At 70.5% G+C, this 17,290-nt stretch carries 21 protein-coding genes, 1 tRNA gene and 1 other RNA gene; 13 read left to right on the plus strand and 10 right to left on the minus strand.

Annotated elements, in window-relative coordinates:
• The first annotated feature begins 40 nt into the window (after window positions 1-40).
• The 4 genes from panB to RR1_RS12375 all read left to right on the plus strand — a co-directional run bounded on the left by panB (window position 41) and on the right by RR1_RS12375 (window position 3,144).
• On the plus strand, window positions 41-919 hold the full coding sequence (panB, locus tag RR1_RS12360; RefSeq protein WP_010838629.1) for a 3-methyl-2-oxobutanoate hydroxymethyltransferase: 879 nt from the start codon (window positions 41-43) through the stop codon (window positions 917-919).
• Between the two features lie 106 nt (window positions 920-1,025).
• Window positions 1,026-1,427: a hypothetical protein gene (locus tag RR1_RS12365; RefSeq protein WP_010838630.1), complete on the plus strand. Its 402-nt coding sequence runs from the start codon at window positions 1,026-1,028 to the stop codon at window positions 1,425-1,427.
• A gap of 56 nt (window positions 1,428-1,483) precedes the next feature.
• Window positions 1,484-2,455 (plus strand): prolyl aminopeptidase, encoded by a 972-nt coding sequence (pip, locus tag RR1_RS12370; RefSeq protein WP_010838631.1) that lies wholly within the window; start codon window positions 1,484-1,486, stop codon window positions 2,453-2,455.
• Window positions 2,452-3,144, plus strand: a complete 693-nt coding sequence (locus tag RR1_RS12375) for a DUF1345 domain-containing protein (protein ID WP_010838632.1) — start codon at window positions 2,452-2,454, stop codon at window positions 3,142-3,144. The genes pip and RR1_RS12375 overlap by 4 nt, the downstream gene beginning before the upstream one ends.
• A gap of 4 nt (window positions 3,145-3,148) precedes the next feature.
• On the opposite strand, the gene RR1_RS12380 is transcribed toward RR1_RS12375, so the two are convergent.
• Window positions 3,149-3,349, minus strand: a complete 201-nt coding sequence (locus RR1_RS12380; protein WP_010838633.1) for a hypothetical protein — start codon at window positions 3,347-3,349, stop codon at window positions 3,149-3,151.
• Between the two features lie 277 nt (window positions 3,350-3,626).
• Window positions 3,627-4,046: RNase P RNA component class A (gene rnpB / locus RR1_RS12390), an RNA gene on the minus strand.
• A gap of 59 nt (window positions 4,047-4,105) precedes the next feature.
• Here rnpB and RR1_RS12395 point away from each other — a divergent pair.
• Both RR1_RS12395 and RR1_RS12400 read left to right on the plus strand, forming a co-directional pair.
• Window positions 4,106-4,621: a DUF1697 domain-containing protein gene (locus RR1_RS12395; RefSeq protein WP_010838636.1), complete on the plus strand. Its 516-nt coding sequence runs from the start codon at window positions 4,106-4,108 to the stop codon at window positions 4,619-4,621.
• The gene (locus RR1_RS12400) at window positions 4,618-5,859 is read left to right on the plus strand and encodes an ArsB/NhaD family transporter (RefSeq protein WP_010838637.1); all 1,242 of its coding nucleotides are present in this window, start codon (window positions 4,618-4,620) and stop codon (window positions 5,857-5,859) included. Before RR1_RS12395 ends, RR1_RS12400 begins: the two co-directional genes overlap by 4 nt.
• A 143-nt stretch (window positions 5,860-6,002) precedes the next feature.
• Here RR1_RS12400 and RR1_RS12405 read toward each other — a convergent pair whose 3' ends face one another.
• The 3 genes from RR1_RS12405 to RR1_RS12415 are packed head-to-tail and all read right to left on the minus strand — an operon-like array spanning window position 6,003 to window position 9,065.
• Window positions 6,003-7,130 (minus strand): bifunctional RNase H/acid phosphatase, encoded by a 1,128-nt coding sequence (locus RR1_RS12405; RefSeq protein ID WP_010838638.1) that lies wholly within the window; start codon window positions 7,128-7,130, stop codon window positions 6,003-6,005.
• Window positions 7,127-7,864: a zinc ribbon domain-containing protein gene (locus RR1_RS21950; RefSeq protein WP_010838639.1), complete on the minus strand. Its 738-nt coding sequence runs from the start codon at window positions 7,862-7,864 to the stop codon at window positions 7,127-7,129. Before RR1_RS21950 ends, RR1_RS12405 begins: the two co-directional genes overlap by 4 nt.
• 52 nt (window positions 7,865-7,916) lie before the next feature.
• The gene (locus RR1_RS12415) at window positions 7,917-9,065 is read right to left on the minus strand and encodes a Nif3-like dinuclear metal center hexameric protein (RefSeq protein WP_010838640.1); all 1,149 of its coding nucleotides are present in this window, start codon (window positions 9,063-9,065) and stop codon (window positions 7,917-7,919) included.
• A gap of 100 nt (window positions 9,066-9,165) precedes the next feature.
• Here RR1_RS12415 and RR1_RS12420 point away from each other — a divergent pair, with 100 nt between their 5' ends.
• From RR1_RS12420 to RR1_RS12430, 3 genes are read left to right on the plus strand one after another with little or no spacing between them, the layout of a single operon-like run.
• Window positions 9,166-9,846, plus strand: coding sequence for an HAD hydrolase-like protein (locus RR1_RS12420; protein WP_010838642.1), 681 nt, complete (start codon window positions 9,166-9,168; stop codon window positions 9,844-9,846).
• On the plus strand, window positions 9,830-10,321 hold the full coding sequence (locus RR1_RS12425) for a low molecular weight protein-tyrosine-phosphatase (RefSeq protein ID WP_040773641.1): 492 nt from the start codon (window positions 9,830-9,832) through the stop codon (window positions 10,319-10,321). The genes RR1_RS12420 and RR1_RS12425 overlap by 17 nt, the downstream gene beginning before the upstream one ends.
• 29 nt (window positions 10,322-10,350) lie before the next feature.
• A complete protein-coding gene (locus RR1_RS12430) occupies window positions 10,351-11,349 on the plus strand; it encodes an SURF1 family cytochrome oxidase biogenesis protein (RefSeq protein ID WP_040773665.1) in 999 nt (332 codons plus the stop codon).
• 9 nt (window positions 11,350-11,358) lie between these two features.
• Here the strand turns inward: RR1_RS12430 and RR1_RS12435 are convergent, their stop codons facing one another.
• On the minus strand, window positions 11,359-11,766 hold the full coding sequence (locus RR1_RS12435) for a VOC family protein (protein ID WP_010838645.1): 408 nt from the start codon (window positions 11,764-11,766) through the stop codon (window positions 11,359-11,361).
• Between the two features lie 77 nt (window positions 11,767-11,843).
• Between RR1_RS12435 and RR1_RS12440 the strand changes: the two genes are divergently transcribed.
• On the plus strand, window positions 11,844-12,422 hold the full coding sequence (locus RR1_RS12440) for a TetR/AcrR family transcriptional regulator (RefSeq protein WP_010838646.1): 579 nt from the start codon (window positions 11,844-11,846) through the stop codon (window positions 12,420-12,422).
• A gap of 25 nt (window positions 12,423-12,447) precedes the next feature.
• Here the strand turns inward: RR1_RS12440 and RR1_RS12445 are convergent, their stop codons facing one another.
• Window positions 12,448-13,119 (minus strand): TetR/AcrR family transcriptional regulator, encoded by a 672-nt coding sequence (locus RR1_RS12445; RefSeq protein WP_010838647.1) that lies wholly within the window; start codon window positions 13,117-13,119, stop codon window positions 12,448-12,450.
• Between the two features lie 151 nt (window positions 13,120-13,270).
• On the opposite strand from RR1_RS12445, the gene RR1_RS12450 reads away from it, so the two are divergent.
• The 3 genes from RR1_RS12450 (at window position 13,271) to RR1_RS12460 (ending at window position 16,182) form a co-directional block, all read left to right on the plus strand.
• Window positions 13,271-13,885, plus strand: a complete 615-nt coding sequence (locus RR1_RS12450) for an NADPH-dependent FMN reductase (RefSeq protein WP_051111197.1) — start codon at window positions 13,271-13,273, stop codon at window positions 13,883-13,885.
• A 101-nt stretch (window positions 13,886-13,986) separates the two neighbouring features.
• Window positions 13,987-15,513, plus strand: coding sequence for an MFS transporter (locus tag RR1_RS12455; RefSeq protein ID WP_143153821.1), 1,527 nt, complete (start codon window positions 13,987-13,989; stop codon window positions 15,511-15,513).
• A gap of 156 nt (window positions 15,514-15,669) precedes the next feature.
• On the plus strand, window positions 15,670-16,182 hold the full coding sequence (locus RR1_RS12460; RefSeq protein ID WP_338010969.1) for a dihydrofolate reductase family protein: 513 nt from the start codon (window positions 15,670-15,672) through the stop codon (window positions 16,180-16,182).
• On the opposite strand, the gene RR1_RS12465 is transcribed toward RR1_RS12460, so the two are convergent.
• The 3 genes from RR1_RS12465 to RR1_RS12475 form a co-directional block, all read right to left on the minus strand.
• Window positions 16,142-16,213, minus strand: a tRNA-Val gene (locus tag RR1_RS12465). The two genes, RR1_RS12460 and RR1_RS12465, sit on opposite strands and share 41 nt — an antisense overlap.
• Window positions 16,214-16,251: 38 nt before the next feature.
• Window positions 16,252-16,716, minus strand: a complete 465-nt coding sequence (locus RR1_RS12470; RefSeq protein WP_010838650.1) for a peroxiredoxin — start codon at window positions 16,714-16,716, stop codon at window positions 16,252-16,254.
• 53 nt (window positions 16,717-16,769) lie between these two features.
• Window positions 16,770-17,195: a DUF3052 domain-containing protein gene (locus RR1_RS12475; RefSeq protein ID WP_010838651.1), complete on the minus strand. Its 426-nt coding sequence runs from the start codon at window positions 17,193-17,195 to the stop codon at window positions 16,770-16,772.
• Window positions 17,196-17,290 lie beyond the last annotated feature (95 nt).

The raw sequence follows: 17,290 nt of genomic DNA on the forward strand, positions 1-17,290 counted from the left end.
GGGGACCCGCACACGGGCCTCGAGGCACGAAAGGGACACCATGTCCGAGACGTCTGCGTCCGACTCCACCGCGGCCGACCGCTCGCCCTACGGGGCCTCCGGCTCCGCACCCCACACCGGCCTCACGCGCCGTACCCGCACCCACCATCTCCAGGAGATGAAGACCCGCGGCGAACGCTGGCCGATGCTCACGGCCTACGACCACTCCACCGCCGCCCTCTTCGAGGAAGCCGGCATCCCCGTGCTCCTCGTCGGCGATTCCGCCGCCAACGTCGTGTACGGCTACGACACGACCGTCCCCGTCACGACCGACGAGATGCTGCCGCTCGTGCGCGGCGTCGTCCGCGGTGCACCGCACGCGCTCGTCGTCGCCGACCTCCCGTTCGGAACGTACGAGGCCTCGCCGCAGCAGGCGCTCGAGACGGCGGTGCGGTTCCTCAAGGAGGGCCAGGCCCACGCCGTCAAGCTCGAAGGCGGCGAACGCGTCGCCCCGCAGATCGCAGCGCTCACCGCGGCCGGTATCCCCGTCATGGCGCACATCGGCTTCACGCCGCAGAGCGTCAACGGACTCGGCGGCTTCCGCGTGCAGGGCCGTGGCGACGGCGCCGAGCAACTCGTCGCCGATGCGATCGCCGTGCAGGAGGCCGGCGCCTTCGCCGTCGTGATGGAGATGGTGCCCGCCGACATCGCCGGGCAGGTCACCCGCAAGCTCACCATCCCCACCGTCGGCATCGGCGCCGGCAACGAGTGCGACGCGCAGGTACTGGTGTGGCAGGACATGGCCGGCTACACCAGCGGACGCACCGCGAGGTTCGTCAAGCGATTCGGTAACGTCGGAGACGAATTGCGCGCTGCCGCGGCGGCATACGCCGACGAGGTGGCCAGGGGCACGTTCCCGGGATCCGAACACAGCTTCTGATCCGGCGCCCTCCCGAACAGGGGTGTTCGTGACCGCTCGACCGACCGACACACGACGCAGGACCGCACGACGCGAGACGGCACGACACCGGCGGCACGCGCTGCCGGTGTCCGTGCTGCTCGCCGCCACCGCGGCCGTCCTCGCGGGCTGCGGCGGGCCCCCTCCCCCGCCGGCGCCTGCCCCCGCACCGTCGGCCGAGACCACCACGACGCCCGCGCCCGACGCGCCCGTCGCCGGTGGCGTGACACAGACGCAGGCCGACGCACTGTGCAGCGAGATGGAGCGGCAGCTGCAGAGCTGGCGGACGTACACACCGTCGATCGGCCGCGGCGGGCTCAACATCCTCGTCGGCACGTGGATCGCGCAGAACGGCCAGAACCCCGCGGCGTACCTGCAGGATCGCGGCCGTGTCGACACCATCACGGCCGCAGCGTGTCCCGACGTCCGCGAGGGCGCGATCTCGGCTCTCGACATCCCCGACCTCGCCTCCGGCATCGTCGGGTTCTGACGCCTCCGGCGGCGCATCGCCGCCCGAACCACGCGGCGCGCGGGCATGATCGGGGCATGTCGAATACCGAGTTGCGCACCCTGTATCCCGCCATCGAGCCGTACGCGACGGGCATGCTCGACGTCGGCGACGGTCAGTCGCTGTACTGGGAGACGAGCGGCGACCCCGACGGCAAGCCGGTCGTGTTCCCCCACGGCGGACCCGGCGGCGCAACGGATCCCGACCAGCGGCGCTTCTTCGACCCCGCCTCGTACCGCATCGTGCTGTTCGATCAGCGCGGGTGCGGGCGCTCGGTTCCACACGTCGCGGACGGCGCCGACCTGTCGGTGAACACGACGCCCCACCTGATCGCCGACATCGAAACGCTGCGTGAGCATCTCGGCGTCGAGCACTGGCAGGTCTTCGGCGGGTCGTGGGGCTCGACGCTCGCGCTCGCCTACGCGCAGGCACACCGCGACCGCGTGACCGAACTCGTGCTGCGCGGCATCTTCCTGCTGCGCCGCAGCGAGATCGACTGGTACTACGGCGGCGGTGCGGGCCACGTCTTCCCCGAACACTGGGAGCAGTTCCTCGCGCCGATCCCCGAGGCGGAGCGCGGCGGCGACCTCGTCGCGGCCTACCACCGGCTGCTGCACGACGACGATCCCGACGTCGCCGCCGCCGCTGCCGTCGCGTGGTCGACGTGGGAGGGCGCGACGAGTACGTTGCTGCCGTCCCCCGACCGCGTCGCGCACACCGCGCAGCCGCGTTTCGCGACGGCCTTCGCGCGGATCGAGAATCACTACTTCGTGCACGGCGGATTCTTCGAGGAGGGCGCGCTGCTACGCGGCGCGCCCGCACTCGCCGGTGTTCCCGGCACCATCGTGCAGGGCCGTTACGACCTCGTGTGTCCCGCGACGAGCGCGTGGGAACTGCACCGCGCGTGGCCCGGGTCGTCGCTCCACATCGTGGACGACGCAGGCCATTCGGCGTCCGAACCCGGCATCGTCGACAGGCTCGTGTCGGCGACGGACCGCTTCCGCCCGTGACCGGCCGCGGCGACGGCGACCGGGCCGCCGAACCCCGGGGCGACGAGTTCCACGACGCATCGCTGCGGGTCTCGATCGCGTTCGGCGTCGGAGTCGTCGTCACCGCGATCATCGTCGTCGCGGGTTCGTGGGGATACGCGGCGGCAGCGGGCTGGGACGCAGCGGCCGCGGTGTTCCTCGCGCTCACGTGGTGGCGCGTCGGGCCGATGGACGGGCGGACCACCCGGGCGCACGCGACGCGCGAGGACGCGACGCAGCGGACCACGGACATCATCCTCGGCGCAGCCTCGGTAGCGAGTCTCGCGAGTGTCGTCGTGCTGCTGGTGCGGGCCTCGACGGAGGGCGGTGTCGCACGGATCGCGACGATCGCGCTCGGTCTGGCGACGATCGTGCTGTCCTGGTTCGTCGTCCACACCGTGTTCGCGTTGCGTTACGCGCGGCAGTACTACGCGCCGCCCGTCGGCGGCATCGACTTCGAGAACTCGGCCGACGATCCGCGCGAGGATCCCGCCTACTCGGATTTCGCGTACGTCTCGTTCGTGCTGGGCATGACGTATCAGGTGTCGGACACGAACATCTCGTCGCACGCGATCCGGATGAGCGTGCTGCGGCAGTCGATGCTCTCGTACCTGTTCGGGACGTTCGTGCTGGCCGCAGCGGTCAATCTGTTCGTGACGCTGGGAACGTGACCGGTCAGTCCTTCCAGCCCTCGTTCCAGCGCCGGTCCTCGGCGTCGGCGGCCTCGGTGCGTTCGCGAGCCTTCTCGAGCGCGTGCTGCGCGGACTCACGGTCGGGGTACGGCCCGATGCGGTCGAACGTCGAGACCTGCCGACCCTGCGAAACCTCGCCGGTGGACAGGTCGTAGTACCAGAGCTTGTCGGGGTCCGTCGTCATGGTGCGAGTGTGTCACTCCCGACACCACATGTGTTCTTCTTCCCGGTGACGACACGCCCCTGTCGCCGCGAGCACTGTTACCCTCGGCGGCGGTCGGCCACCCGGCCGGCACGGCTCGACCTCACAGGGCTCGACTTCACAAGACGAGCGAACGAACGGAGCACACGTGTCCACGATCCTGTTCGACCAGCTGGTGCCCTTCCTCGGGCCCGACGCCGCGGCCTACTGGGCCACGGTCTTCGCGATTCGCCCGATCTGACGTGCAGGCCACCGGGGGCGGACGAGCCGGCGTGTAAGCCGGATCCTGTCCCCGGTGCACGCACCGGGGGGCGACCATCCATCTGGGCACACCGTCGCCGGGTACCTCGAGCGGTTCACCCGCAGGCTCGGGCGAGCAGCCCTCGAACACCTGCGCAACCGCACCACCGAGGTGGTGCGGCCTTCAACCTTGCTCCGGGCGGGGTTTACCTAGCCACCCCGGTCACCCGGGGTGCTGGTGCGCTCTTACCGCACCGTTTCACCCTCACCGACGCTCTCGAAAGAGGCCGGCGGTCTGTTTTCTGTGGCACTGTCCCGCGAGTCACCTCGGGTTGCCGTTAGCAACCGCCCTGCTCTGTGGAGTCCGGACTTTCCTCGGTCGGAGGCGTCACACGAGTGACGTGTGGGTTCCTCCGAACGCGGTCGCCCGGCCGACTCGTCCGCGCCGACCAGTGTAGAGCACCGCGAAGCGGCGTCCGGCCGCACTAGTGTGTGTCCATGAACTACGTCGCGCTGCTGCGTGGGGTCAACGTCGGTGGGGTGACGCTGCGCTCGGCCGATCTCCGCGCGACGTTCTCCGCGACGCTCGGTTTCGGCGGCGTCCGTCCGGTGCTCGCGAGCGGCAACGTCGTCTTCGAGTCGCCCGAGACCGATCGGCTCGCTCTCGCCGAGCACATCACCGATGCGTTGCGCGCAGGCTTCGGATACGACGCCTGGACGCTCGTTCTGGACCTCGAGACGCTCGCCGGGATCGCCGACGGATATCCGTTCGATCTCGCCGACGACCGACAGCCGTACGTCGTGTTCGTGGCCGACGCCGGGTCGGCTGCGGAACTGGCTTCGGCCCCGCGCGGCGATGTGGACAGCGTCGCGGGTGGCGACGGTGTCGTCTACTGGGACGTCCCGAAGGGGCAGACGCTGGGCAGCACGTTCGGCCGCGAACTCGCGCGCAGCAGGTGGAAGTCCGGGACGACGTCGCGCAATCTGCGCACGCTGCGGCGCATTCTCGCGTGACCCTTCTCGCGGTCGCACTCGTCGCCGCGGTCCTCGTCTTCGCGATCGTCCGCCCGCGCGGGCTTCCCGAGATCGTCGTCGCGGCGCCGGCGGCCTTCGTCGCCGTGGCCAGCGGGCTCGTTCCGCTGGGGCGTGCCGCCGACACCGTGCGCGAACTCGCCCCCACGGTCGCCTTCCTCGCGGCGATCCTCGTCGTCGGGCATCTCGCCGACGCGCACGGCGTGTTCCGGTGGACGGCGGCACTGTTCGATCGCCGGGCAGGAGATTCGCCGCGGGCGATGCTGCGCATGGTGTTCGTCGCGGCGACCGCGGTCACCGCGGTGCTCAGCCTCGACGCGACCGTCGTCCTGCTGACGCCGATCGTCGTGGCCGCGGCACGGCGTGCGGGCATGGATCCCCGCCCGCACTCGTATGCGACGGTGCACCTGGCCAATTCAGCGTCGCTGCTGCTGCCGGTGTCGAACCTGACCAATCTCCTCGCCTTCGGTGCGACGGGGCTGACGTTCGTCGGGTTCGCGGCGACGATGGCGTTGCCGTGGCTGGTTGTCCTCGTCGTCCAGTTCGTCGTGGTGCGGGTGTACTTCCGCGACGCCCTCACCGCGAGACCGGCACCTCCTGCGCCGCAACAGAGCTCGCGCCCCGCCGAGCCGACGCCGGTGTTCGCGTTGACGGTGCTGGCGTTCACGCTCGCGGGTTTCGCGGTGTCGGGTGCCTTCGGCGTCGAGCCGGTGTGGGTGGCGCTCGCGGCCGCGATCGTGCTCGGTTCGGGTGCGCTGCACCACGGCACGAGCACGCCGCGACGCATCGTGCGCGCGGCGGACGTGTGGTTCTGCCTGTTCGTTCTCGCGCTCGGTGTCGTCGTCGACGGTGTGTCCTCCGGGACGCTCGGATCCGCTCTCGCCGAGGTGCTTCCGTCCGGCACGTCGTGGGGTGCGCTACTCGCGGTGGCCGTGGTCGCCGCGCTCGCGTCGAACGCCCTCAACAATCTTCCGGCGACGCTGCTGCTGCTCGCGGCGCTCGGGCCCACCGCCGAACCGGCACTGATCCTCGCGCTGCTGATCGGCGTGAACCTCGGACCCAACCTCACGTACGTCGGTTCGCTCGCGACCATGCTGTGGCGGCGGATCAGCGCACTCTCCGGCGAACCCGTCCAGCTCTCGACGTTCACGGCGGTCGGTGTGATCTCGACGCCACTCGCCCTCGTCGCCGCCGTGACAGCCCTGTGGTTGGTGACGTGATGGGGCTCGTGACGTGATGGCGGCGGGCTCGCTTGCGCACCCGATATCGCCCCACGCACCCGAAATTCTAGGTGCGTAGCGGGAATTGTGGTGCGCGAGCGGCGTCACTGCACGCGAGCGCGCCCGGTGACCGATCACCCGAGCTAGGCCAGATGCGACGTGTCGTTGACGAGCCGGACGGACGACCCGCCGTCACCGTAGAACTCGGCGATGCTCAACGAGGCGAGATCGAGGTGCAGCTTGTAGAGCAGTCCCGGCCCGGCGTCGAGCGCGAGCTGCAGGAAGGTCTTGATGGGCGTGACGTGCGAGACGACGAGGACGTTGCCGCCCGCATAGCGCTCGGTCAGGTCGGCCCGCGTGGCCTCCACGCGCGCACGCACCGCGTCGAAACTCTCCCCGCCGGGTGCCGGAACGGAGGTGTCGGCGAGCCACTGCGCATGCACGTCCGGATCGCGCTCGGCGGCCTCGGTGAACGTCAGCCCTTCCCAGTCGCCGAAGTCCGTCTCGATCAGTCCCTCGTGTTCCGTCACCGGAAGGCCGAGGGCGTCGGCGACGGCGGTCGCCGTGGCGTGAGCACGCGCGAGCGGCGACGTCACGACGGCGGCGACACCGCCGCGATCGCCGAAACGCCGTGCGGCACGGGCGGCCTGCGTGCGGCCGAGATCGGTCAGCCCGGGGTTGCCGCGTCCCGAATAGCGCTTCTCCACCGAGAGCGGCGTCTGGCCGTGACGGAGCAGCAGCAGCCGGGTCGGCGCTCCCGACGTCGCCATCCAGCCCGGCGACTGCGGCGCCGCGACGGGCGCCTTCGTGCCGTGCTCGGCCTTGGGGTCGGGCGGGAGCGGAGCTGCCGGATCGGCCGTGCCGGCATCCATCGCCTCGTTCGCGAGCAGATCCGCCCGTGCGTTGCGGGCACGCGGGATCCACGTGTAGGAGACGGTATCGAACTGCGCCGCAATGCCTTTCGCCTCACGATGGAGGACGGCAAGATCGGCGTTCTTGACCTTCCAGCGCCCGCTCATCTGCTCGACGACGAGCTTGGAGTCCATCCGAACCTCGACCTCGCGGGCACCGAGATCGGCGGCCGCGCGCAGTCCCGCGATCAGGCCGCTGTACTCGGCGACGTTGTTCGTCGTCGTACCGAGGAACTGCTTGCGCTCGGCCAGCACTGCGTCGTGGGAGTCGAGGACGACGGCCCCGTACCCGGCGGGTCCGGGGTTGCCGCGCGAACCGCCGTCGGCCTCGACGACGACCGACGTCGCGGCGCTGCTCACAAGCCGGATTCCTTGGTGCGGACGAGGATCGCGCCGCACTCGGGGCACCGGACGACCTCGTCGGCGGGTGTCGCCGAGATCCGGGCGATCTCGCCGCGATCGAGTTCGATCCGGCACGCGCCGCATCGGCGGGCCTGCAGCAACGCGGCCCCGATCCCGCGCGACGCGCGCTGCTTCTCGTAGACGGCCAGGAGGTCGTCGGGCAGCCCGGCGACGAGTTCGTCGCGGTTGCCCGTGCGCGCCTGGATCGCCGAGTCGACGTCCGCGAGAGCGTCGTCACGGCGACGCTGTGCATCGATCAGTTCGTCCTCGGCCTTCGACAGCTGCGCGCCGGCGTGCGAGTGATCGGCCTGCGTCGCCTCGCGCCGTTCCATGACCTCGAGGAGTTCGCCCTCGAGCAGTCCCTGCCGACGCTCGAGGCTGCCGAGTTCGTGTTCGAGCTCGGTGAGCTGCTTCGCCCCGACCGAGCCGCCTTGCAGCAGCGAACGGTCACGATCGCCGCGCTTGCGGACGGCGTCCACCTCGCCCTCGAGCTTGCGGATGTCGCGGTCGAGGTCGTCGATGGCGATCTCGACGGCGACCGCGGCGTCCTTGCGCGAGACCCGCTCCGCCTCGAGCCGATCGACCTCGGCCTGCTCGGGCAGGTGTCCCCGGCGATGTGCCAGTCGTGCGAGCTCGGCGTCCACCCCGGCGACCTCGAGCAGCCGGGACTGAACAGTGGGTTCGACGTTCAACTGCGCAACTCCTGATGGTGAAAGGGCGGTAGTTGCCACCGTACCGCGCGAGTCACGCGGAGTCGGTGTCGCATCCGTGGCCCCCGAGCGTCCACGGGTCGGTCCGCAGCGCGCTGATCGTGCACGTCGTTCCCCGATCGGCGAAGGCACGATCGAGGACGTCTTTCGCCTGCCCGCACCACGGCTGCTCGCTCGCCCAGTGTGCGACGTCGATCAGGGCGGGGCCGCCCGCCCGCAGATGCTCGTCCGCGGGGTGATGCCGCAGGTCCGCGGTGACGAAGACGTCGACGCCGAGCCGCGTGACCGCACCGAGCAGCGAGTCGCCTGCACCGCCCGACACGGCGACCCGCCGCACCGGTGCGTCCGGGTCACCCGCGGCGCGCACACCCCATGTCGTCCGCGGCAGCGCGCGAGACACCCGCTCGGTGAACTCCCGCAGCGTCGTCTCCCCCACGGTGCCGACCCGGCCGAGCCCGCGGGCCGTGGGAACGCCCGCCTGCTCGAACACGCCGAACGCCATCTCCTCGTACGGGTGTGCACCGCGCATCGCCGCGACGACGGCGCCTCGCGCCCGCCGCGGCGCGACGACCTCGATCCGGATCTCGGCGAGCCGCTCGAGTACCCCGACCTCCCCGACCGCGGGGCGGGCGCCCGACTCGGGCAGGAACTGCCCGGTGCCCGTGACCTCCCAGCTGCAGTCGCGGTACTCGCCGAGGGCGCCCGCGCCGGCGTCGAACATCGCCCGGCGCACCGGCTCGGCGTCGCCGGGCGGCACGTACACGACGATCTTGTCGACGGGATCGGACGGAATCGGCTCGATCGGCCCCTCGACCTCGACGCCGAGCACTGCGGCGAGCGCGTCCGAGACACCCGGGTCCGCGGAGTCGGCGTTGGTGTGCGCCGTGAACAGCGCGCACCCGGCACGGATCAGCCGATGCACGAGCGCACCCTTGGGCGTCGCCGCACTCACAGTGTCCACGCCACGCAACAGCAGCGGATGATGCACCAGCAGCAGATCGGCACCCGACGCGATCGCGTCGTCGACGACCTCGGCGGTGGCGTCGACGGCGACGACGACGCGCTCCACGACGTCGGCCGGATCGCCGCACACCAGCCCGACCGAATCCCACGACTCCGCCAGATGGGGCGGGTACGCGGCATCGAGGGTCGCGATCACCTCGGCGAGCGTCGGTGCTGTCACGGTGAACTCCTGACGTTGATGTGCTCGGTGGCCCCGGTCTGTCGTATCACCACGAGCGGCCGTTCGGGGCGCGCGGCGGCGAAGTGGGACACTCGGCGACGTGACGACCGAGCATTCCGCACCGGCCCCCATCGTGCTGTTCGACCTCGACGGGACGATCACCGACTCGGCGCCCGGGATCCACCGGACGTTCCGGCACGCGCTCGCCGCCGTCGACCGACCGGTCCCCGGCGACGACGTCCTCGCCACCATCATCGGCCCGCCGATGCGCGACACCTTCGTGCGGCTCGGGTTCGATCCGCCGACCGCCGAGCGAGCGATCACCGCCTACACCGAGCGGTACGACGAGCAGGGCTGGGCGGAGAACTCGGTGTATCCCGGGATGCGCGACGTCCTGCGCACGGCACGGGAGCTGGGACTGCGGACGGCGGTCGCGACATCGAAGGCCGAGCCGTTCGCCGCCCGGATCCTCGAACACTTCGACCTCACGCAGTATCTCGACTTCGTCGGCGGCGCGACGCTCGACGGCTCACGTCGCGCGAAGTCCGACGTCATCGCGCATTCGTTGCGCGCGCTCGGCGTGAATCCCGGCGAGCACGACGGCGTCCCGATCGTCATGGTCGGCGACCGCGAACACGACGTCGAGGGTGCCGCGCTATGGGGCGTGAAGGCCGTGTTCGTCGCCTGGGGCTACGGCGCCCCCGCCGAAGCCGAGCACGCGTGGCGTACGGTCGCGACGACCGGCGAACTCGAGGAGGTCCTGCGTGAGCTCGCGCGATGACGGACCACTGCACGTGACGTTCGTGTGCACCGGCAACATCTGCCGCTCGCCGATGGCGGAGCTCGTCCTGCGGCGCCGGCTCGAGGACGCGGGCCTGTCCGGCGTCGTCCGGGTGAGCAGCGCGGGTACCGACGGCTGGCACATCGGCGAGCGCGCCGACGAGCGCGCCGAGGAGGTCCTGCGCGAGCACGGCTATCCGACGGATCACAGCGCCGCGCAGGTCGGCGACGAGCACACATCCGCAGACCTCGTCGTCGCGCTCGCGACGAGCCACGACCGGCACCTCGCCGGTCTCGGGGTGCCCACCGAACGCCGCCGGCTGCTGCGCAGCTTCGACCCCGACGCCGACGGCGACTCGGTCGCGGACCCGTACTACGGCGACCGCGCCGACTTCGAGGAGGTGCTGCGTCAGATCGAAGCCGCGGCTCCCGGCATCGTCGAGTGGGTGCGCGAACACGCCCCCGACGCACCGTAGTACTCGGGCTACCGGCTACCGTGGACGCCGTGGGACGGCTCAAGTTTCTGTTGCGCCCCGGCTGGCTCGTGCTCGCCGCGCTGGTGCTGGCGTTCGCGTTCCTGTGCTTCTACATCCTCGCGCCGTGGCAGCTGGGCAAGAACACGAGCACCGAGCACCGCAATCAGCTCATCGCCGATTCGATGGAAGCGCCGGTCGTCCCGATCACCGACATCACGAGCGGCGGCACCGTCGCGACCGACGACGAATGGCGCTCCGTCACCGCGACCGGCGAGTACGTCCAGGATGCGGACGTCCTCGTGCGACTGCGGTCCATCGACGGGCGCCCCGCCTACGAGGTGCTGACTCCCTTCGCGCTCGATTCGGGTGACGCCGTGCTCGTGAATCGCGGCTACGTGCGCCCCGAGGAGGGCACGGCGGCACCGCCGGTCGAGGCACCGCCGAGCGGTGAGCAGACCCTGCTGGGCCGGATTCGCCTGGCCGAGCCCGTCGTCCCCGGCCGCGAGCCGCTCGTCGAGGACGGCGTCCCGCAGGTCTACACGATCGCCCCCGGGCCGATCGGCGAGATCGTCGGTATGCCACTGCTCGACGGGTACGTCCAGCTCGAAGCCGATCAGGCGGGCGGGCTCGGCCTGATCCCGCTGCCCCAGCTCGACGCCGGGCCGTACCTGTCCTACGGGCTCCAGTGGGTCGCGTTCGGCATCATGGCGCCGCTCGGGCTCGCGTACTTCGTCCGCGCCGAGTTGCGCGAGCGTCGCAAGAGCCGGGCACGCGCCGCCGGTGAGGCTCCGGCGCCCGTCGAGCCTGTCTCTCCAGAGCCTGTGGCTCCCGAGCCCCGCACTCCGGCGCGTACCGACGCTGACTCCGATACGCCCGAGGTCTACATGGGCGACATCGCGATTCCCACGGGCCCGTTCCGTCGGCGCAGGCGATCGGCGCAGCGCGATCGGTCGCTCCCCGAGGACGCCCCCACCGAGAACACCTCACACGACTCGGCCAAGCTCGCCGATCGTTACGGCCGGCGCTGACCGACCGCGTCACGCACCGGTGTAGGCCTGCGCGAAGTCGGCGTCGGGCGCGATCGGCTCGATCACGTCCACGAGCACGCCGTCGGGGGCCGCGACGATGAAGTGCCGCTGCCCGAACGACTCGCTCCGCAGCGACAGCACCGGGTCGAGCCCGAATTCCGTCGTCAGTCGCTCGTGGACGGCATCGACGTCGTCGACCTCGACGTTGACGATCACTCCGCTCGGCGGCGTTCCGTATCCCTCGGGGACGGTGCCGTGCTCGTGGGCGAGGATCGCCAGCTCGAACTCCCCCGCCTTCAGGCTGACGTACCAGTCCGTCTCGAAGGTGGTCTCGAAGCCGAGTGCCGTGCGGTAGAAGGTCGCCGCGGTAGCGACGTCACGTGACATGAGCACGGGATACACGCTGGTGACAGCCATCGAACTCTCCTTTACGTACACTGCGTATGAATACTGTTCGACTATACATACGCTCTGCACGTAAAAGAAGGTGTCCGATGCCCCGTACGTCCGCAGCCGTCGCCGCCCGCACCGCACAGCAGGTGCTGGAATCCGCGGCGGACCTCTTCGCCTCGCACGGGTTCGCGGCCGTCTCGCTCGACGACGTCGCGCGGGCCGCGGGCGTCACTCGCGGCGCGGTCTATCACCACTACCGGAACAAGGCGGGCCTGTTCGGCGCCGTCGTCGCCCACCTGCAACGCCGCGTCGCCGCGGCCGTCGTCGCCGCGGCCGAGGCAGCGGGCGACGACCCGCACGCCCAACTCGCAGCGGGCTCGCACGCCTTCCTCGACGCGATCACGGCGGCGACCGCGGCGCGCGTTCTGCTGGTGGAGGCGCCGCCCGTCGTGGGCTGGGACGAGTGGCGACGACTCGACGCCGAGAACTCCGGCGCGCATCTGCGCGACGCACTGATCACCGCCGGCGTCGACGACGACCTCGTCGATGCGTTGAGCGCGCAACTGTCGGGAGCGATGAACGAAGCCGCGCTGTGGATCGCCGCCCACCCGGACGACGCGGCCGCGCGCGATCGAGCGCACGCCGCACTCGATCGACTGCTCGCCGCCGTCACACCGTGACGCGGCCCGACCGAGGGCGGGGGCCCTACGCGGTGTGGTGATGCTCCTGTTCGAGGGCCTCGCTGTGCGCGAGCAGCGCGGGATAGTCGCGTGCCGCACCCTGCATCAGCAGTTCGAGAGCCTTTCCCGCCTCGACGTCGGTGAGGTGATCGGGCCGGAACATCGCGCGATAGTGCACGAGGGACTCGACGAGGTCGAGCAGCAGTTCGCAGTCCACGTCCGGACGCAGGTCGCCGCGCGCGAACGCCCGATTCAGCGTGCTCCCGACCGCGCGTCGAGCCGGCTCGATGATGGCCCGCAGGTACCGCTCGCGTAGCTCCGGGTCCGGCGCACACTCGGCATAGAGGGCACTGAGCACGTCGGGACGCGTACTGCGATAGGCGGCGAGGAAGATCCCGAAGCTCTCGTCGATGTCGCAGAGGGTGCAGCCGGTATCGGGCGGTTCGGGGACGTCGAGCCGCAGCGCGAGCGCATCCAGGACGAGCGGTGCCCGACCGGACCAGCGGCGATAGATCGCGGGGCGCGTGGTGCCGGCACGACGTGCCACTGCTTCGAACGAGATCCCGGAGTACCCGTGCTTGTCCAGGAGTTCGAGGGTCGCGGCCAGCACCGCTTCGCCGATCTGCGGGTTGCGGGGGCGCCCGCTCGCCGCCTCCGTCTCGGGTCGCCCCGCCACGTCCCCGGATCGTCGTGACATGCCGTCAGCCTACGCCGGGCATTGCGTGACGGTACGTAACAGCACCGGGCAGCGTCCGGCTCGATCCACGCAAAACTCGCCAACAGACCATTGCGGACCCGACGCTCCGACAGTTACGGTGCGTTACGTAACGTATTGGAAGGAGCAGATCATGACTCGGCCCACGACCCTCCCCGACCCGACGCCGCGATCGGCCCGCGACCACGAACGACCCGTCCGCGTGCTGGTGATGACCGGCAGTACCCGAGAAGGGCGCTTCGGCCCCGTGCCTGCCCGATGGGCGGCCGAGCACGCTCGGCTGCGCGACGACATCGACGTCGACGTCGCGGATCTCGCCGACCTCGACCTGCCGACGGTGATGAACGACCACGGCGCGCACCCCGCACTGGCGAGCCTCGGCGGGCAACTGCACGCCGCGGACGCCGTCGTGATCGTCACTCCGGTGTACAACCGCGGTTACCCGGCGTCGCTGAAGAACGCCATCGACTGGTTCCACGACGAGTGGGCGGCAACCCCGATCGGCTTCGTCTCCTACGGCGGCCGGACGGGCGGGATCGAGGCAGTCGAGCAGTTGCGCACGGTCTTCGTCGAACTCGGCACGATGACCATCCGCAACGTGCTGACCTTCCCGGACTATCCGGATCACTTCCACGACGACGGCACACCCACCGCCCCGGACGCGCTGGCCGGCGCGGCCGCGGGCTTCTTCGACCAGTTGCTGTGGTGGGCTCGCGCGCTGCGGGACGCGAAGGCGGGGCACTCGTGACCGCGCCCGACCGGCCGCCGGGGACCGGCGTCGCCGAACCCTCGGTCGCCGGCCGCGCCGGCCGCCGGGAGTGGATCGGGCTCGCGCTGCTCGTCCTGCCGATGCTGACGCTGGCGAGCGATCTCACGGTGCTGTTCCTCGCTCTGCCCACGCTCGGCGAGGAGCTGAATCCGACTGCCTCGCAGTCGTTGTGGATCGTCCACGTCTACGGATTCCTCATCGCCGGGTTCCTCATCACGATGGGCCGTCTCGGCGATCGGGTCGGCTCCCGGCGGCTGATGTTCGTCGGCGCGACGGCCTTCGCCCTGCTGTCGGTCGTCGCGGCGTTCTCGTCGACGCCGGAGATGCTCATCGCCGCACGCGCGCTGCTGGGCATCGCAGGTGCCACGCTGATGCCGTCGTTGTTCTCGTTGCTGCGCACGATGTTCGCGGACGAGACGCAGCGGAGAACGGCGATCGCCATCGTGTTCAGCGCCTTCTCCGTGGGCGGCGCGATCGGGCCGCTCCTCGGTGGCGCACTCCTCGAGTTCTTCTGGTGGGGGTCGGTCTTCCTCGTCAACGTGCCGCCGATGGTCCTGCTCGTCGTCGCCGGGCGCAGGCTGCTGCCGGAGCGGACGGCCGCGACGGCCGAGCGGAACGAGACCGGAGAGCGCGGCGTCGGACTCGACCTCCGCAGCGTCGCGCTCTCGGTGGCAGGGATGCTCGCGGTGGTCTATGCGATCCAGGAACTGGCCGCGGGACAGGAGGCGGGCACCGGATCGGTCTGGCCGAACCTCGCCCTCGTCGTCGCCGGTGCCGTGGCTCTCGGGCTGTTCGTGCGACGTCAGCGACGCCTGCGCGATCCGCTGTTCGACCTCGCGCTGCTGCGCAACCGCAGGATCGGCGCGTCGCTCGCCGCGCTGCTGCTCACCGCGATCGGTGTGGTGGGGATGTTCTTCCTCATGACGCAGTACCTGCAGTGGGTCGTGGGACTGACCCCACTGCAGGCCGGAGTGTGGACGCTCCCGTACGTCGTCCTGAACGTCGCCGGGGCGCTGCTCGCGCCGCCGCTCGCCGGACGGATGCGACCCGCAGTGGTCGTCGCGCTCGGACTCGCGGTCACCGTCGCCGGCGCCGTCCTCCTCTACGCCGCCCTCCTCGTGGCGGGCGCCGGCACCTCCCTGCCCTTCGTCGTCGCCGCGATCTCGGTGGTGGGGCTGGGCCAGGGCATGGCGATGGCGCTCACGAGCGATCTCATCATCTCCAGCGCGCCGGAACGCGACACCGGATCGGCCGCCGCGGCTCAAGAGGTCGGTGGCGAGCTGGGCAGTGCACTCGGCATCGCCGCCGGTGGTGCGGTGAGCATGACGATCTACCGCGCCGCGCTCGCCGACACGGTGCCACCGGACGTTCCCGATGCGGACGCCGCCGTTGCCACGGCGGGGATCCCCGAGGGCACGCTGACGGCGGAGCGCCTGGACTCCCCCGAGCTGCTCGGCGCCGTCCGCGACGCCGTCACGCTGGGGATGCAGGCCTACACCGCGGCGGGGGCACTGCTCGTCGCCGTCGGCGGCATGCTGATCACCGTGACCCTCGTCCTCCGCGATCCCGGCGGCCGCGATGACTTTCCGCGCGACCGCGAGTCATGACGTCCGAGAGCGCGATCGGACCCGGACGATCGCCCCCAGCGGAGGAGCGACGGCATGCACGACACCCCGAGACGAACGGCGGACGGAAAAGTGCTGTGGCACTTCTCGATGTCGCTCGACGGTTTCGTCGCCGGGCCCGAGCACGGCATGGACTGGATGCCCGCGGCCACCAACCGGACCGGGCTGATCGAGGAGTACATCGAGACGACCGGCGCGATCCTCGGCGGCCGCGACGGGTGGGACGCCTTCCCCGACGCCACCGGCGTCTACGGCGGTGCGTGGAGCGGCCCGCTGTTCGTCCTCACCCACCATCCGGACGACGCCGAGCCCACCGAGGGCGTGACCTTCCTCGACTGCGACCTGGCCGAGGCGGTGGAGATCGCGCGGCGCGCCGCGGGCGGCAAGAACGTCGAGGTGCTGTCCGCGTCGCTCGGCCGCCAGCTTCTGGAGCGTGGCCTGCTCGACGAGATCGACCTGCACGTGCTGCCGGTGTTGCTCGGCGACGGCATCCGGCTCTACGACGCGCCGGGCGGCAAACCGGTGAACCTCGAACTCGTCAACGGCGATCCGGTCGAGGAGATCAATCTTCGTTATCGGCCGATCGATTCGTGTGGGAACGGAAACGCGGTGGGCGCGGAGGGTATCGAACCCCCGACCGCTGGTGTGTAAAACCAGAGCTCTACCACTGAGCTACACGCCCGCGTGGTTCGGCGGGAGAAGGCTCCCGCCGAACGCGCATCAGGACTCTAGCGCGGCCAGCGCCTTCTCCCAAGTTCCCGGGTCACGGGCCTCACCGGGACCGTTCATCTCGGCGAAGCGGACCACGCCGTCCTTGTCGATGACGAAGGTGCCGCGATTGGCGAAGCCGAGGTCCTCGTTGAACACGCCGTAGGCCTGCGCGACGGCGCCGTGCGGCCAGAAGTCGGCGAGGAGCGGGAAGGTATATCCCTGCTCGGCGGACCAGATCTTGTGCGTCGGCGACGCACCGACGGAGACCGCGACGATGGCGCTCTCGTCGTTCTCGAACTTCGGCAGTTCGTCACGGACCCGGCACAACTCGCCCTGACACGTTCCGGTGAACGCCAGCGGGAAGAAGACCAGCAGCACGTTCTTCTCGCCGCGGTAGTCGGCGAGCGACACAAGCTGGTTGTTCTGATCCTTGAGAGTGAAATCCGGCGCGATCGCACCGACCTCGAGTGGCATGAGAGGTCCTTCGCTCGGTGGAGTGCCGGCGGACGTCCGGCCGCTCCAGTAGATCAGCGCTTGCCGGTGGGCTTCGACTTGGGTTGCACCAGCCGGCTGCCCGTCCACTCACCGAGATTCGCGGCGGAGGTCTGCGTGAGTCCGGCGATACCCGCGGACTCCGCGATCTCGCTGGGCTCGACGTGGCCCTCACGTCCCGTCTTCGGAGTCAGGACCCACACGAAGCCCTCGTCCGACAGCGGACCGATCGCGTCCATGAGGGCGTCCGCGAGGTCTCCGTCGTCGTCGCGCCACCACAACAGGACGACGTCGACCACCTCGTCGGTGTCCTCGTCCATCATCTCGTCGGCGATGGCCTCCTCGACCGCAGCACGCAGGTCGTTGTCGGTGTCATCGTCCCAGCCCAGTTCTTGAACCAACATGTCGGACGTGATTCCGAGTTTCTGAACGTAGCTCTGGGCATCCGCCGCGGCGACCACGGTGAGGTCCTCCTCCTCTGGTGTGCCGCTCGGGCGGCACCTCGATGTCGGTAGTGCTCGGTGACAGTGTCGACAAAGCGAACAACGTCGTACGA

Origin of the sequence: Rhodococcus rhodnii NBRC 100604, assembly GCF_001894925.1 — a bacterium.
GTDB lineage: Bacteria > Actinomycetota > Actinomycetes > Mycobacteriales > Mycobacteriaceae > Rhodococcus_F > Rhodococcus_F rhodnii.